This window comes from Stenotrophomonas sp. 169 (assembly GCF_014621775.1).
Taxonomy (GTDB): Bacteria; Pseudomonadota; Gammaproteobacteria; order Xanthomonadales; family Xanthomonadaceae; genus Stenotrophomonas.
In genome coordinates this window covers 3,604,559-3,619,423 of the sequence record NZ_CP061204.1, presented here as the reverse complement: position 1 = coordinate 3,619,423, position 14,865 = coordinate 3,604,559, and the positions used below count along the sequence as shown (strand labels likewise).

13 protein-coding genes and 1 pseudogene are annotated in these 14,865 nt (G+C 67.4%); 5 read left to right on the top strand and 9 right to left on the bottom strand.

Going from position 1 to position 14,865, the window contains the following annotated elements; translation table 11 throughout:
• Positions 1 to 79: 79 nt before the first annotated feature.
• The 4 genes from ICJ04_RS15915 to sppA all read left to right on the top strand — a co-directional run bounded on the left by ICJ04_RS15915 (position 80) and on the right by sppA (position 5,245).
• A complete protein-coding gene (locus ICJ04_RS15915) occupies positions 80 to 1,081 on the top strand; it encodes a hypothetical protein (RefSeq protein ID WP_188325145.1) in 1,002 nt (333 codons plus the stop codon).
• Positions 1,074 to 1,652, top strand: a complete 579-nt coding sequence (locus ICJ04_RS15910) for a DUF3106 domain-containing protein (RefSeq protein WP_188325144.1) — start codon at positions 1,074 to 1,076, stop codon at positions 1,650 to 1,652. The genes ICJ04_RS15915 and ICJ04_RS15910 overlap by 8 nt, the downstream gene beginning before the upstream one ends.
• 185 nt (positions 1,653 to 1,837) lie before the next feature.
• Positions 1,838 to 3,202 (top strand): MATE family efflux transporter, encoded by a 1,365-nt coding sequence (locus ICJ04_RS15905; protein WP_188325143.1) that lies wholly within the window; start codon positions 1,838 to 1,840, stop codon positions 3,200 to 3,202.
• Between the two features lie 120 nt (positions 3,203 to 3,322).
• Positions 3,323 to 5,245 carry a signal peptide peptidase SppA gene (gene sppA, locus ICJ04_RS15900; protein ID WP_188325142.1) on the top strand — a complete coding sequence of 641 codons (1,923 nt, stop codon included), beginning with the start codon at positions 3,323 to 3,325 and terminating at the stop codon, positions 5,243 to 5,245.
• Positions 5,246 to 5,388: 143 nt separating this feature from the next.
• On the opposite strand, the gene ICJ04_RS15895 is transcribed toward sppA, so the two are convergent.
• Positions 5,389 to 5,601: a hypothetical protein gene (locus ICJ04_RS15895; RefSeq protein ID WP_188325141.1), complete on the bottom strand. Its 213-nt coding sequence runs from the start codon at positions 5,599 to 5,601 to the stop codon at positions 5,389 to 5,391.
• Positions 5,602 to 5,725: 124 nt separating this feature from the next.
• Between ICJ04_RS15895 and ICJ04_RS15890 the strand changes: the two genes are divergently transcribed.
• Entirely contained in the window at positions 5,726 to 6,502 is a 777-nt protein-coding gene (locus tag ICJ04_RS15890) for an SDR family oxidoreductase (RefSeq protein ID WP_188325140.1), read from the top strand.
• Between the two features lie 55 nt (positions 6,503 to 6,557).
• Here the strand turns inward: ICJ04_RS15890 and ICJ04_RS15885 are convergent, their stop codons facing one another.
• From ICJ04_RS15885 to dprA, 8 genes and pseudogenes are all read right to left on the bottom strand, one after another.
• Entirely contained in the window at positions 6,558 to 7,238 is a 681-nt protein-coding gene (locus ICJ04_RS15885) for a DUF4124 domain-containing protein (RefSeq protein ID WP_188325139.1), read from the bottom strand.
• A 22-nt stretch (positions 7,239 to 7,260) separates the two neighbouring features.
• A pseudogene (locus ICJ04_RS15880) lies at positions 7,261 to 7,961 on the bottom strand (DUF4124 domain-containing protein).
• Positions 7,962 to 8,065: 104 nt separating this feature from the next.
• The gene (locus ICJ04_RS15875; protein ID WP_188325138.1) at positions 8,066 to 8,626 is read right to left on the bottom strand and encodes a Sua5/YciO/YrdC/YwlC family protein; all 561 of its coding nucleotides are present in this window, start codon (positions 8,624 to 8,626) and stop codon (positions 8,066 to 8,068) included.
• Positions 8,627 to 8,737: 111 nt separating this feature from the next.
• Complete coding sequence (locus ICJ04_RS15870) at positions 8,738 to 11,212, bottom strand: DNA topoisomerase I (protein ID WP_188325137.1); 2,475 nt, start codon at positions 11,210 to 11,212, stop codon at positions 8,738 to 8,740.
• 192 nt (positions 11,213 to 11,404) lie between these two features.
• Positions 11,405 to 12,334 (bottom strand): RDD family protein, encoded by a 930-nt coding sequence (locus tag ICJ04_RS15865; RefSeq protein WP_188325136.1) that lies wholly within the window; start codon positions 12,332 to 12,334, stop codon positions 11,405 to 11,407.
• A gap of 53 nt (positions 12,335 to 12,387) precedes the next feature.
• Positions 12,388 to 13,155, bottom strand: a complete 768-nt coding sequence (locus tag ICJ04_RS18465; RefSeq protein ID WP_188325135.1) for a pilin — start codon at positions 13,153 to 13,155, stop codon at positions 12,388 to 12,390.
• Between the two features lie 39 nt (positions 13,156 to 13,194).
• Positions 13,195 to 13,668 carry a DUF494 family protein gene (locus tag ICJ04_RS15855; protein WP_188325134.1) on the bottom strand — a complete coding sequence of 158 codons (474 nt, stop codon included), beginning with the start codon at positions 13,666 to 13,668 and terminating at the stop codon, positions 13,195 to 13,197.
• Complete coding sequence (dprA, locus tag ICJ04_RS15850; RefSeq protein ID WP_188325133.1) at positions 13,665 to 14,834, bottom strand: DNA-processing protein DprA; 1,170 nt, start codon at positions 14,832 to 14,834, stop codon at positions 13,665 to 13,667. The genes ICJ04_RS15855 and dprA overlap by 4 nt, the downstream gene beginning before the upstream one ends.
• Positions 14,835 to 14,865: the final 31 nt, after the last annotated feature.

Sequence of the window (14,865 nt, the reverse complement as noted above, 5' to 3'; positions counted from 1 at the left end):
CGATCCCCGCAAACGCGCAAGCCCTCGGCGGCACCAGTGACGACCCGTTATCATTCCGCGTGAATTCCTGGAGTACCCGATGACGGCTGCGTCCGCCCCTGTTTCCCCCACTGCGGCCGGTGCACTGTCGGCATTCCTTCGAGGCGTCGAGCGCCGGGCGCTGGTCGTCGCTGAGCTGCAGACCGGCGACCCCGCGCGGGCTGAGCAAGCCCTCGTGGCGGTCATGCGGGCCTTCGCCGCCGTGGCCAGCGACCTGCCCATGGCACAGTGGCCGCCGCGCTTCTGGGCGCTGCTGGCGGCCCGCCAGGCCCTGCGTGACACGCCCACCGGCCGCTGGGACGGCGGGGTGGCACATCTGGGTGAACTCGACCCGCTGGTCCGCTTGGCACTCCTGCTGCGCATCGGCGCAGGCCTGGATGAAGATACCGCCGCACGGCTGTTGGACACCGACGTGGATGGTTATCAGGAAGCGCTTGCCGCGGCCTGTCCCCGCGACGCGGGTGGGCAGCCCGACGCCCACGGCTGGCGGGTCCTGGCCGAAGAGGTGCAGCAGCTTATCCGGGAGTTGCCAGCGCAGCGCCTGAAAGAGCTGCAGCAACCGGTGGCGGCGGGCAAGAAGGAGGCATCGTCGAAGAGCTGGCGCGCGCCGGCCAACGAGCAGCGCAGCACGCCGGTGCCGCCGCGTCGTCGGCCCTCGCAGCAGCGCCGCTGGCGTGGCCCGGCGATCCTGCTGGCCACTGTACTGGTGCTGCTGGTGGCCGGACTCGGCTGGCGCGCGTGGCAGGGCCGTACCCCGGACGCCCCCGCGATCGTGCCGGAGGGTGCCGTGGGCGACGCCGGGCCGGTGAAGGTGGAGGCGCTGGACACGGATGCGCCCAAGGTGGCTCCTGCCGGCACCGACCCGATGGCCACCGAAGATGCCGCGATGCTGGCCGACCCCGATTTCCCGCTGCTTGCCGACGCGGACCTGCATGCCTGGTCAGCCGCGGGTGGCCCGCTGCCGGTGGACGAGTCGCAGGCAAAACCGACCCGTCCGGAGCCGGTGGCTGCTGGGCTTGAAACGGCCGCGGCCGATGAATAAGTCGGTCGGGAGGCTGCTGCTGGTTGGGATGATGATGTCGACCGCAGCGCAGGCCGCGCCGGACCGCAATGTGCTGCCGCTTTCGTCATCGAGTGGCCCCGCCGGCGTCCCGGTCACGCCCGCGCCCGCGCTCCCGGCCTGGGATCAGCTCAGCCCCGAGCAGAAGCGTCAGCGTCGCAGCGACTATGCCGCGTGGCGATCAATGAGCGAATCGGAACGGCAACGCGTACGGCAGGCGGCCGGCCAGTTCTCGGCGTTGCCGCCGGCGCGCCAGCAGGCTCTGCGGGACAGCTTCACTGCACAGGACCAGGCCTTCCGCGATGGGTGGCGGCTTGGCCCCTTGCTCGGTGAGCACTTCGGTCGGCTGCAGGGCATGTTCGGGTATGTGCCGGAAGACCAGCGCGACGCGACGCTGGCCATGCTGCGGCAGCTGACTCCTGCCCAGGTGTCGCAGTTGACGCTGGTGGCACAGCGCACGCCGCCGCAACAGCGCGACGCCGTGCGCAGCGAATTCCTGGCGGTCGCACCCGCACAGCGCGACGCCTGGCTGACCCGCCAGGTAGGCCGGTAAGCAGTGCCTTCATCGCGCGGCCGCTGCGCTACCGGTGGGTCGGCGTAAGCGGTCTGTCCGTTTTCTGGTAGAGCCGGCTTCAGCCGGCTGGCTCCAGCTCGCTGAAGAACAGGTAAGATGGCGCCCCGCAACCCGGTGCCTGTGCCCTTCGCGCGCAGCCGCAGTTGGCGACCTCCGCCGCATCCATGTCCATCGCATCCCCCGCCCCGCGCTTCAGCCAGGAAGTGCGCGCCACCGGCATCCTCGCGCTGCCGCTTGTCCTCGGCCACGTGTCTACCGGATTGATCTCGTTCGTCGACAACGTGATCGCCGGCCACCATGGCACCCATACGCTCGCTGCGGTCACCATCGGCACGGCCCTGCTGTGGCTGCCGATGCTGATCCCGATCGGAACCCTGATCTCGCTCACCGCGTCGGTTTCCCAGCTGCACGGGGCCGGCCGCGAGCGTGAGATCGGCCCGCTGTTCCGCCAGGCCCTGTGGCTGGCGCTCGGGCTGGGACTGATCATGTTCACGTTCCTCAGCGTGGTGCCGCCGCTGCTGCCGGCATTCGGCATCGCGCCGGAGATCGTGCCAGGGGCCACCGCGTTCCTGCACGCGGTGCGCTGGGGTGGCCCGGCCCTGACGCTGTACTTCTGCATGCGCTATCTCAGCGAGGGCATGCACTGGACGCTGCCGACCATGCTGATCGGCTTCGGCGGGCTGCTGGTGCTGGCCCCGATGGGCTATGTGCTGGCCAACGGCAAGCTGGGCTTCCCGGAGCTGGGCGCGGAAGGGCTGGGCATCGCCTCGGCGGTGATGATGTGGCTGCAGGCGCTCTGCTTCGGCACCTACCTGTGGAAGACCAAGCGCTTCGAGCACCTGCAGCTTTTCAGCCATTTCGAGGGCCCACGCTGGCGCGCCATCTGGGAGCTGCTGCGTACCGGCCTGCCGATCGGTATCACCGTGCTGATGGAGGGTGGACTGTTCATCGTCACCGCGCTGCTGATCGGACGACTCGGCGCCAACGAAGCGGCAGCGCACCAGATCGCCATCAACGTGGCCCAGCTGTGCTTCATGATTCCGATGGGCGTGGCCGAAGCCACCACCGTACGTGTCGGCCATTCGGTCGGGCGCGGTGACGGCCACGGCGTGCGCCGCGCGGCCTGGGCGGGCTACGCGATCATCCTGGGCACGCAGACCGTGTCCGCGTTGGCCCTGTTGCTTGGCCATGACGCCATCGTCGGTGTGTACACCAATGACCTTGCCGTCGCCGGGCTGGCGTCGACGTTGCTGCTGTACGCCGCGGCCTTCCAGTTCCCGGATGGCATCCAGGTGATGTCCGCCGGTGCGCTGCGTGGCTTGAAAGACACGCGCGTGCCGATGTTCATTGCCATGTTCGCGTACTGGGGCCTGGGCATGCCGCTCGGCGCCGGGCTTGGGTTGTGGCTGGGCATGGGCCCGCAGGGCATGTGGATCGGCCTGATTGTCGGGCTGACGGCGGCGGCCATCCTGATGGGGTGGCGCCTGCACCGCAGTGGCGCCCGGGTGGGGCAGTCGCTGCCGGCCTGAACGCTCGCTGCGCCCACATTCCTCACGCAGACCCCCTTACTTGTGTCCGATGCTGCGGACAACCACACCCGTTATGCTGATCCCGCAAATTCCTCGGCAAGATGCCAACCGGAGCACCCCATGAACCAAACCGTGCCACCGCTGCCCCCGGCGCGTCGCAATCCTATCGCCGCGTTCTTCGTCGGGCTGTGGGACGTGATGAACTTCACCCGCCGGCTGATCCTCAACGTGCTGTTCTTCGGCCTGTTGTTCTTCATTCTGGTCGCGCTGGTCGTGGCCGCCGGCATGGGTGCAGGCGCCAGCAAGTCGCTGCAGGACCGCACCACGCTGGTCATCGCGCCGGAAGGCCGCCTGGTGGAGCAGTTCAGTACCGACCCGGTCAGCCGTGCCTTCGCCAAGGCGATGGGCGATACCAATGCCGAGGAAATCCAGCTGCGCGACCTGATCCGCGCGATCGACGCGGCACGCGACGACAAGAAGATCGAGCGTGTCGTGCTGGAGCTGGACAAGCTGCAGCCGTCCGGCTTCGCGTCGCTGCGTGAAGTGGCCGCCTCGCTGCAGCAGCTGCGCGCGTCGGGCAAGCAGATCGTGGCCTACAGCGAGAGCATGGGCCAGTCGCAGTACCTGCTGGCCGCGCAGGCCGACGAGGTGTACCTCGATCCGATGGGCGCGGTGCTGCTGGAAGGCCTGGGTCGCTACCGCCAGTACTTCCGCACCGGCCTGCAGGACAAGCTGGGCGTGGATGTGCACCTGTTCAAGGTTGGCGAGTACAAGTCCGCCGCCGAGCCCTACGTGCTCGACGCCGCATCCCCGCAGGCCAAGGAAGCCGACCTGTACTGGATGAACGATGTGTGGCAGCGCTACCTCGGCGATATCGCCAAGGCCCGTCGCCTGGATCCGGCGCAGCTGGCCGCTGGCATCGATACGTTGCCGGAAGGCGTCGCCGCCGCCGGTGGTGATCTCGCCAAGTTCGCGCTCCAGCAGAAGCTGGTCACCGCGCTGAAGACGCGCGAAGAGTTCGAAGACCTGATGATCGAGCGCGGCGTTGCCGACGGCGATGCAGACGGCGGCTTCCGCAACGTCAACCTGGGCGCCTATCTGGGCCAGCTGGACGCACGCCGCAGCCCGGTGGATTCGCGTCCGCAGGTAGCGGTGGTGGTCGCGGCCGGTGAGATCAGCGGCGGCGATCTGCCGGCCGGTCGCATCGGTGGCGAATCGACCTCCGCGCTGCTGCGCGAAGCGCGCGACGACGACAACGTAAAGGCCGTGGTGCTGCGGGTGGATTCGCCGGGTGGCGAAGTGTTCGCGTCCGAGCAGATCCGTCGCGAAGTCGTCGCACTGCAGGCTGCCGGCAAGCCGGTGGTGGTGTCGATGGGCGACCTGGCGGCATCGGGCGGTTACTGGATCAGCATGAACGCTGACCGCATCTATGCCGATGCATCGACCATCACCGGCTCGATCGGCATCTTCGGCATGGTGCCGAACGTGGCCCGCGCGCTGGACAAGATCGGCGTGCACACCGATGGCGTGGGTACGACCCGCTTCGCCGGCGCGTTCGACATGACCAAGCCGCTGGATCCGGCCGTAGGCCAGGTGATCCAGTCGGTGATCAACAAGGGATATGCCGACTTCACCGGTCGTGTGGCCGATGCGCGCAAGAAGCCGGTGGAAGCCGTGGACGAAGTGGCACGTGGCCGCGTCTGGTCTGGCGCGCAGGCCAAGGAACGCGGTCTGGTCGACGCGTTTGGTGGCTTGAAGGATGCAGTGGCCGATGCGGCGGGCCGGGCCAAGCTCGGCGCCGACGACAAGTACCGCGTGCGTTACATCGAAAAGGCGGCCACGCCGTTTGCGCAGTTCGTCAGCAGCTTCGCCGGCACCCATGCCGGTGGCTGGATGCTGGCCGAATCCGGCGTGGGCCGGATGGTGCTGGCGCGCACGATGCCGGAAGTGAATACCCAGCTGCGCTTCGTCGAAGACGCCGCGCGCGAGCAGGGCAAGGGCACCCCGGTGAAGGCGCTGGCGTACTGCTTCTGCGGCTTCTGAGACACCCGGCGGGGGTAGAGCCGACTTCAGTCGGCTTCCCTCATCACCTGCGGTACACCAGCCGACCAGGTAGAGCCGACTTCAGTCGGCTTTCCTCATCGCCCGCGACACACCAGCCGACTGAAGTCGGCTCTACCGTCGGCTCATTGTTCGGCGCGCTCTTCCTGGGCGCGCCGTTCTTTTTCTGCGTCATCCACTGTCTGCTGCACGCCGCGCGCCTTCTCCAACGGGGCCTGCACGCTGCGTGTGAGTGCTTTCGGTTCCGGCGGTTTGTCCTGCGCTGGTACCGGCGGCCGTTGGCAGGCGGCGAGCATCAACATCGCCATGGCAGCGGCGGTGATCTTCAAGACAGGCATGCACGGATCTCCCGGACGGTGAAGTGCGGAGTGTGCCACGCAGAGGGCCGACTGCCGTGACGGGGGCAGCGGCGCTATGCTTGCGTCATCGTTACACGGGCATGGCCCGGCAGGAGATACAGACGTGACTGCGCAGCGTTGGCGGCTGGATGGACAGACCGCACTCATCACCGGCGCAAGCGCCGGCATCGGGCTGGCGATCGCCCGCGAACTGCTCGGCTTTGGTGCCGACGTGATGATCGTGGGGCGCGATCTAGACATGCTGGAAAGCGCGCGCGACGACCTGGCCGATGAATATCCCGCGCAGGCGATCCATGCGCTCGCTGCAGACGTATCCGATGACGAAGACCGACGCGAGATCCTCGACTGGGTGGAGGATCATGCAGACGGGTTGCATATCCTGGTCAACAACGCTGGCGGCAACATCACCCGTCCGGCGATCGACTACACCGAAGACGAGTGGCGCAACATCTTCGAGACCAATCTCTTTTCCGCGTTCGAACTGTCGCGCTACGCGCATCCGCTGCTGGCACGCCATGCCGCATCGGCCATCGTCAACGTGGGAAGCGTGTCCGGCCTGACCCATGTACGCAGTGGGGCGGTCTATGGCATGACGAAGGCGGCGATGCACCAGATGACCCGCAACTTGGCGGTGGAGTGGGCCGAAGATGGCATCCGGGTGAATGCCGTGGCGCCGTGGTACATCCGCACGCGACGCACGTCGGGTGCGCTGGCGGATCCGGATTACTACGAGCAGGTGATCGACCGCACGCCGATGCGGCGTATCGGCGAGCCGGAAGAGGTGGCGTCGGCGGTTGGATTCCTGTGCCTGCCGGCAGCCAGCTATGTCACCGGCGAATGCATCGCAGTCGACGGCGGGTTCCTGCGTTACGGGTTCTGAGCGGCATCATCGCGGGGCAGTGGCGTCGCTGGCCTTGGAGGGTCGATCCCTGATCTCAGGGCACCGCGCAATCGCTGGCTTCAAGTACAGCCTGCAGCCGTTCGCGTTCGGCGGTGGCGGCGGTTTGTCCTTCGGCCAACACGAAGCGCTCGCGACCGCGCGCATCGCGCAGGCGCTGTTGCCACGCGCCACAGCGCTGGTCTTCGACCAAGGCGGTGCAGGTATCCCGCTGCACCTCGCAGCTCTCGGCATTGCCCGGCGCGAGGCTGCCGCCCAGACCTGTCAGTGCCAGCGGCGCGCAGCGCGGAGGCGCAGGTTCAAGCTCATGCAGGTACTGGTTGCCGTCCTTGCCCACGCACTGGTAGATCTCCGGCAACGGGGGTTTCGGCGGTTGGTCGGTGTTGGCCGCTGCCGCCGCTGCGCGCGCGCGGAACACATCGCTGTCCAGGATGGCGTCGTTGCCATCGCCTGCCGCGGGGGCGGCCTGCAGGGTCGGCAGCAGGTCGCTGTCGAGCACGCCGGCCGCCACGGGCGCCGGGTCGCCCAGCGCGGTGCTGGCGGTCGACGTGGCCGATGCGCCACGACGCTGGATGATCTGCGCGGTGCCAGCGGGGCAGGGGGTGTCCTGCACGTTCACTGCGCCCTCGGCGTCCGTGCAGCGGAACACCACGGCATCGTCGGCCGATGCGGTGAGCGACAGCGCCATCAACAGCACTACGGACGTCAGGAGTTTCATCCGCTGATTGTAGCGGCGTGGCTCAGTAGCGACCGCAATCCTGGTCCAGGCGTGCGTCGATGCCGCGCTGCTCGCGGCTGATGTCCTGGCGCTCGCTCTGCAGGGCGCTGTTATAGCGACGATCCAGGTCCCAGCGCTGGTCGCGCAGGCGGGAACAGACCTCGCGCGGTGGCAGCGCGTTGCAGGTGTCACGCACGAGGATGTTGCCGGCAGGGAAACTGACGCTGTGACCGATGCCGTGGGACGGCGGGTAATGACCACCGGCGATTCCCTGTCCTTCCGCACGTACGGGGGGCAGGCCGGGACCGCCCTGCCAGGGGCGGTGACCGCCGCCGCCCGGGATCCAGCCGGTGGTCCACAGCGGCACCCAGCGTGGATTGCCTTCGTTGTTGTCGCTGATGTAGCGCCGGCCTTCTTCAGTCACGCATTCGTACATGGGCTGTGGCGGCTGGATGTAGACATGGCGGATCTCGCGCGGCGCCTGGGTGGACGGTGCCGCCGGCGTGGCGACGTCGGCCGTACTGGCGCGACGGGGGGCGGATCCTGCGGCCGCTGCATGTCCCGGACTTCCTGCCGACCGCTGGTACACGGGCTGTCCTGCAGGGTCACCGCGCCCGTGCTGCCGACACACCGGTAGATCCGCACGTTTTCAGCGGACGCAACAGGCACGGCGAAGGCCCATAGGGGCAGCAGGGACAACAACAGGGCAGGGGGCAGGCGCATGCCCACATCGTGCGGTATCACCGCACCCGGCGCCAGTAGTGACGGCCGCGGGCCGTCAACCGGAGCGGCCGTCGGCCATCAACCGCCGCGGCCGTCGGCCCACATCATGAGCGCAGGACGTTTCCGCTCAATGCATCGCGGATGGGGGTGGGCTGCGCCAGTCCACCGGTATCCCCGTCCAGTACGCCGTCCAGCAGCGACAGCAGGCGCGGATCCAGTTCGTCGCGGGTGCGCGCCGGTGGCTCTCCGGCCAGATTGGCGCTGGTGGATACCAGCGGCCCGCCCCAGGCGCGGCACAATGCGGCAACCAGCGGATGCGCGCTGATGCGCACCGCCAACCCGCTGTGATCACCGGTCACCCACTTGGGCGCACGCGGACCGGCAGGCAGTATCCAGGTATTCGCGCCCGGCCAGCTGGCCAGGACTTCGCGCTGTCGTTCATCGGGAAGCGCATCCAGGCGCGCCCATCCCTGCAGTTGATGCAGATCGGCGGCGACCAGGATCATCCCCTTTTCCACCGGGCGCTGTTTCAGCTTCAGCAGGGCATGCACAGCCATCTGGTGGCCCGGGTCGCAGCCCAGTCCCCACACGGCTTCAGTGGGATACGCGATCACGCCCCCGGCACGCAGGCGGGCAACGGCGGTCAGCAGGGTGAGTTCTTTCATACCGCCAGTATCCGCCTGTGCAGCACAAACGGATAGCGCCCGGCCCAGCCCGGCGAGTGCGCCACGCAGACGTCGATCTGCCGCGCAGTGCGCGGCGCCAACGCCCCCGTGTCAGCCCGCGGTCTTCTTCGCCGCCGCCTTTTTGGCAACCTTTTTCACCGCCTTCTTGGCGGTCTTCTTGGTGGCTTTCTTGGTGGTCTTCTTCACCGCGATCTTCTTGGCGGCCACCTTCTTGGGCGCGGCCTCCTTCTTCACGGTCTTCTTGGCCGCCTTCTTGCCGAAGCCCTTGCGCACCGGCTTGCCGGTCTCTTCCATGAACTGCTGTGCTTCGGCCAACGTCAGCGAGGCGGGCTCCCGATCCTTCGGGATCTTGCCGTTCATCTTGCCATCGCTCAGGTACGGGCCGAACCGGCCGTTCAGTACCTGGATTTCACTGCCATCGAATTCCTTGATGATCCGGTTGCGCGCGATCTCTTCCTTTTCTTCAATCAGGAAGACGGCCCGATCCAGGTCGATGGTGTACGGATCATCTTCTTTCTTCAGCGAGGCGTAGACGCTGCCGCGCTTGGCGAACGGACCGAAGCGGCCGATGCCCACGCTGACGTCCTCGCCCTTGTCCTGGCCCAGCGCACGCGGCATCAGGAACAGCTCCAGCGCGTCTTCCAGGCGGATGGTGTGCATCGATTGGCCGGGACGCAGCGAGGCGAACTTCGGCTTGTCTTCGGCGTCCTCGGCGGTGCTGCCGATTGCCGCGTAGGGCCCGAAACGGCCCAAACGCACGCTGACCGGCTTGCCGGTCTTCGGATCCGTGCCGAGCTCGCGCGCGCCACTGGCCTCGGCGCGGTCCACCGATTCGTTCTTTTCCTGCACCAGCTTGTTGAACGGGTCCCAGAAGCGGGCCATCAACGGGATCCAGTCTTCCTCGCCACGCGACACGGCATCAAGCTCATCTTCAAGCTTGGCGGTGAAGTCGTAGTCCACGTACTGGGTGAAGTGGCTGGACAGGAACTTGGACACTGCGCGCCCCACGTCGGACGGGCGGAAGCTGCGGCCTTCCATCTCCACGTACTTGCGGAACTGCAGGGTCTGGATGATCGAGGCGTAGGTCGACGGGCGACCGATGCCATATTCTTCCAGTGCCTTCACCAGCGCCGCTTCGGTGAAGCGCGGCGGCGGCTGGGTGAAGTGCTGGTCGGCGCTGATGCGGTCCAGTGGCACGCGGTCGCCGGGCTTCATCAACGGCAGCTTGCGGCCCTCGTCCTCGTCGTCGGCGCTCTTGGTGTCCTTGCCTTCTTCGTACACGGCCAGGAAGCCGGCCACCACGACGGTGGTACCGCTGGCGCGGAACACATGCTCGCTGCCGGCCGACAGGTCCACGCTGACGGTGTTGAGCGTGGCCGGGATCATCTGGCACGCCACCGACCGCTTCCAGATCAGCTCGTACAGCTTGCGCTCGTCGTCGGTGAGGTAGCGCGCCACCTGTGCCGGCGTGCGCAGCGCGGAGGTCGGACGTACGGCCTCATGCGCTTCCTGGGCGTTCTTGGATTTGGTCTGGTAGGTATTGGGCTGGTCCGGCAGCGAGGCGATGCCGAAGTCGCGGGCGATCACGTCGCGGATTTCCGCCAGCGCGTCCTGCGACAGGTTCACCGAGTCGGTACGCATGTACGAGATCAGGCCGACCGTCCCTTCGTCACCGATCGCCACGCCTTCATACAGTTTCTGCGCGACCTGCATGGTCTTGCGCGTGGTGAAGCCTAGTTTGCGCGAGGCTTCCTGCTGCAGGGTGGAGGTGGTGAACGGCGGCGCCGGGCGGCGCTTGCGCTCTTTGCTGACCACGTCGGTGACATGCAGGCTGCCCTGTGCGGCCTGCTGGATACGCAGGCGCGCCGCCTCGGCGGTGTCGCCGTCGGTGACGGTGAACTGCTCGAACTTCTGCCCATCGAGCTTGATCAGCTTGGCGCTGAAGGGCTGCGACGGGTGCGCGCACGCGGCGGCGATGGACCAGTACTCGCGGGCGATGAAGGCTTCGATCTCTTCTTCGCGCTCCACGATCATGCGCAGCGCGGGGCTCTGCACGCGGCCGGCCGACAGGCCGCGCTGCACCTTGCGCCACAACACCGGCGACAGGTTGAAGCCCACCAGGTAATCCAGTGCGCGACGGGCCTGCTGCGCATCGACCAGGTCGGCAGCGATGGCGCGTGGGTGGTTCATCGCCTCTTTGATGGCGCGCGGGGTGATCTCGGTGAAGACCACGCGCTGCATCGGCTTGTCGCCGACCAGGCCGCGTTCGCGCAGGATCTCGGCGATGTGCCAGCTGATGGCTTCACCCTCGCGATCCGGATCGGTCGCCAGAAAGATGTCATCGGCGCCCTTTGCGGCTTTGGCGATGGCTTCGACATGCTTCTCGTTCTTCTCGATCACGTCGTAACGCATCGCGAAGTTGTTGTCCGGGTCGACCGCGCCTTCCTTCGGTATCAGGTCACGCACATGCCCATACGAGGCCAGGACGGTGAAGTCCTTGCCGAGGTATTTGTTGATCGTCTTGGCCTTGGCGGGCGATTCGACGATGAGCAGGTGCTTGGGCATGAGGGTCGGGTTCTGTGCGCACGGCAGGGGTGAGGGCCGCTAGGGTGGAGCAAATGGCCGCATTAGTGAAGCGGCGGTGTCGAGATACATAAACTGAACGCCCGGGGGTGAGCCGGGCGTTCAGCTTTCTCCTTATTAGAGGAATCATGCCGTGAGCGCTCTGTCAAGCGCCGGACACGTCCCGCCGCCGGCTCAACCGGCCATTTTGGCGATCGCGCCGATGGCCACCACCATGGCCACCATCACGCCAGCGGTCAGGATGCCGCCGATGATCAGGATGACGATGGTGACCGCGCCCAGCTCGTGGCGCTGGCGCTGCGGCTGGTCGGTGAAGGCCCATTTGTCGACGACTACGGTGTCGCAGATCATGTCGTGCAGGGCCTGCTTGCGCTCGGTGAACGCCGCCAGCAGGTAGCCGATCAGCAGGGTGAGGCTGCTCAGCAGGGTCGCGAAGTAGCGGCCGATCGAACGCGCCATGGTGATGCGGTCGCCGTCGCTGCGTACGACCTTGATGCCGATGGCCATCTTGCCCGGCGTGGCGCCGCCGCTGGAGGCGTGGAACCACGCATAGTAGGCCAGGCTGATGCCGAAGCCGATCAGCGCGCCGATCACCTGGCTCATCACCCCGGCAGTGGTCGATCCGCCGCCCGCCAGGCTGGCCGCACCGCCGATGCCCAGGCCGACGATGGCACCGATCGCCATGGAAGACGCGGTCAGGATCACATAGTCGATCAGGTAGGCCGCGAGGCGCTTCCAGAAGCCGGCGTAGACCACTTCGGCGCCGTGTACCGGCATCGCACCGGCAAAGCCGACGTCCGAAGCAGGGGCGCTGTAGGGCGAGGCGCTGAGCGGCCCGGTGCCCGGCAGCGGCGCGGTGCCGTTGTCGATGGCCGCGTAGTCGCCGCGCAGGTCGAAGCCGGTGGCAGGTTCGGCCGCAACGGCCGCCAGTGACTGCAGCTGCAGCTCATCGACCACGCTGCGCAGTTCCGCCCATTGGCCCATGCCTTCGCGCCAGACCAGCGTGTCCAGGGTGATCTGGCTGCGCTGGAACAACTGGCGTATTTCGGTGTCCGGCACCGGACCCTGGCGCTGCTGGCCTTCGGCGTAATACCACTCGCTCATCGTTTTTCCCTGTCAAATCGTGTTGGTGAAAAGGGTTTTCCCCTGCGCCGGCATCAGCCGCGGCAGTTCACGGGAAGGTATTTATCGGTCGTGTCGCTGCTGCATTCCCAGGCCGAATCAGCCGGGCTGTATTCGAGCCACAGCAGGTCGCCGTCGAGTTGGGGCTTGCCCACGCCCAGCGTCGCTTCGATGCCGCAATGCGCGTTCTCGAACTGGCCCAGCTGCACGCTGGACAGCCCCTGTGCCGTGAACGCGTCGTGCGCCGGGAAGCCGGGGTCGCTGCTGCTCGGACAGCGGCTGTGAATCTGGTGGAACTCCTGTACCTGCGCCTTCAGCGGCTGCAACGTGGCAATCGACTGCGCCACCTTGGCGCGGATCGTGTAGTCGTTGTAGGCAGGCAGCGCGATGGCCGCGAGAATCGCACACACCGGCACCACCACCAGCAAGGCGCCGCCGCCGATGATGGCCGTCAAGGCGCAGCCGGACAGCCCTTTCTTCGCAGGCTGCATCGCCATGGGCGGTACGCGGCTGACGCCGGGCCCGGCGTACGGGCTGCTGTCAGGCACGATCGACGCCGGCGAGACCGGTGGCGGTATCGTGGGATCGGGCGCCGGTGGCACGGGAGGGGGCAGCGGAGCAGGTGGCACGGCCGTCAGGCCGAGTTCGGCCACGACGCTGCGCAGGGGCTGCCACGCAGGCAAGCCCTCGCGCCACACCAGCGTGTCCAGTCCAATACGGTTGTCTCTGAACAGCGACCCGATTTCCTCACTGGAAACCGGGCCGACCTGCCGACTGCCCTCGGCGTGGAACCACTCGCTCACGTGAACGCCCCCTGTATGCGCAAGGGGTGCAGTGTACGGTCAGTGAAGGGGTTCTGGCTCGTCCATGAACATCTGGGTTTCCATCCACGCATAAGCGGCTTCCGAGCCAGGCTGATTGAACAGCACCATCAACACGACCCACTTCAGGTCGTCCAGATCCAATTCGTCCTGGTCCAGCGCCATCGCCCGATCAAGCACCAGCTCGCGCTGGTCCGCATCGAGGATGCCGTGCTGTTCCAGATACAGGATGAAGCCCCGGCACTCCACGTCCAGCTTGTCGAGCTCTGGACCGTGATAGATGCGCACCGGGCCGTCGACGCGCGTATGCGAAACGGCGGGCCGCTGGGCAGCCAGGGCATCCAGCCAATCAAACGCCTTGGCTGTCTCGGCTGGACTGAAGCCCGCCTGGATCAGGCCGTTCTGCAGGGAATCGCGGTCACGGATGAGGTCAGCGTCTTCGCTGAAATAGTGTTCAAACAGGTACAGCAGTACATCGAGAATGCTCTCTTTCATTGCCCCTCGGCCTGCGTCATCGACGCTGTGGAGGTTGGGAAACCAGGGTTTCGACAGTAGCGGCCGTGTTCGCACACCACGATACCCGCCAGTTCCATGGCCAGCAGCATGGAGGACAGCCGAGCGGCCGTCAATCCGGACTGTGTGATCAATGAATCGGCAGGGGTTGGGTCGTGGTCGAGCAGTTTCCACAAGCACTGGTAGTCCGGGTCGGAGGCCAGTGTGGGCGGAAGGCGGGCTCGCCGTCCCTGTTCAGTGGGGGTGGCCAGATGCCTTTGCAAGTCGGGGACGGCGTCGGCCAAGGCGGGGGCAATCAGGGCCATGACCTCATCCGCCGACTCCACCAGGGCGGCACCCTCGCGGATCAGCCGATGGCAGCCGGCCGCGCGGGGATTGCGCACCGAGCCGGGCAGGGCGCAGACCTCGCGACCGGCTTCTGCCGCCAGGCGGGCGGTGATCAGCGCGCCGGAGCGGTTTGCTGCTTCGACGACCACCGTGGCCAGGCTGAGCCCGGCCACCAACCTGTTGCGGGCCGGGAAGTAGGCGGGCCGCGCCGGGGTGCCGGGCAGGTACTCGCTGGCCACCGCACCGCGGCTGGCGACGGCAGCCTGCAGGCTGCGGTGATGCAGGGGGAAGACATGGTCCGGCCCGTTGCCCACCACGGCGACGGTGATGCCGTCGTTATCCAGCGCGGCACGGTGCGCGGCGGCGTCGATGCCGGCCGCCAGGCCGCTGGTCACCGCCAGGCCCGCGCGGGAGAACGCCGTGCTGAACTCTGCCGCAAGCGCCCGGCCGCTCGGTGTCGGCGAGCGGCTGCCGACCACGGCGATGGCCGGATGCCACAGATGGCTGGGGTCGCCGTCCACGAACAGCGCCAAGGGCGGTTCCGGTGCTGCGCGCAGCAGTGGCGGGAATCCATCATCGTCGGCGGCGATCAAGTGGTGGCCCGGCTGCTGCAGCCATCGCAGGGCGCGTTCGATGGCTGCGTGATCGGGGCTGGCCAAGTGTTGTTGCTGGGCGGCCGAACAGCCGGCCTGCCGCCAGGCGACGGGGCCCGCGTGCAATGCCGCAGCCACGGTCGGCCGGGCAGCGGCCAGGGCCCGCCGCGAGGCCAGACTGCCCCCGGCCAGGATCAACGTGAGCAGGGCTGGGGTGTGTTCGTCCATGGCCGCAGCGTGGCGCGGAAACAACAACGGC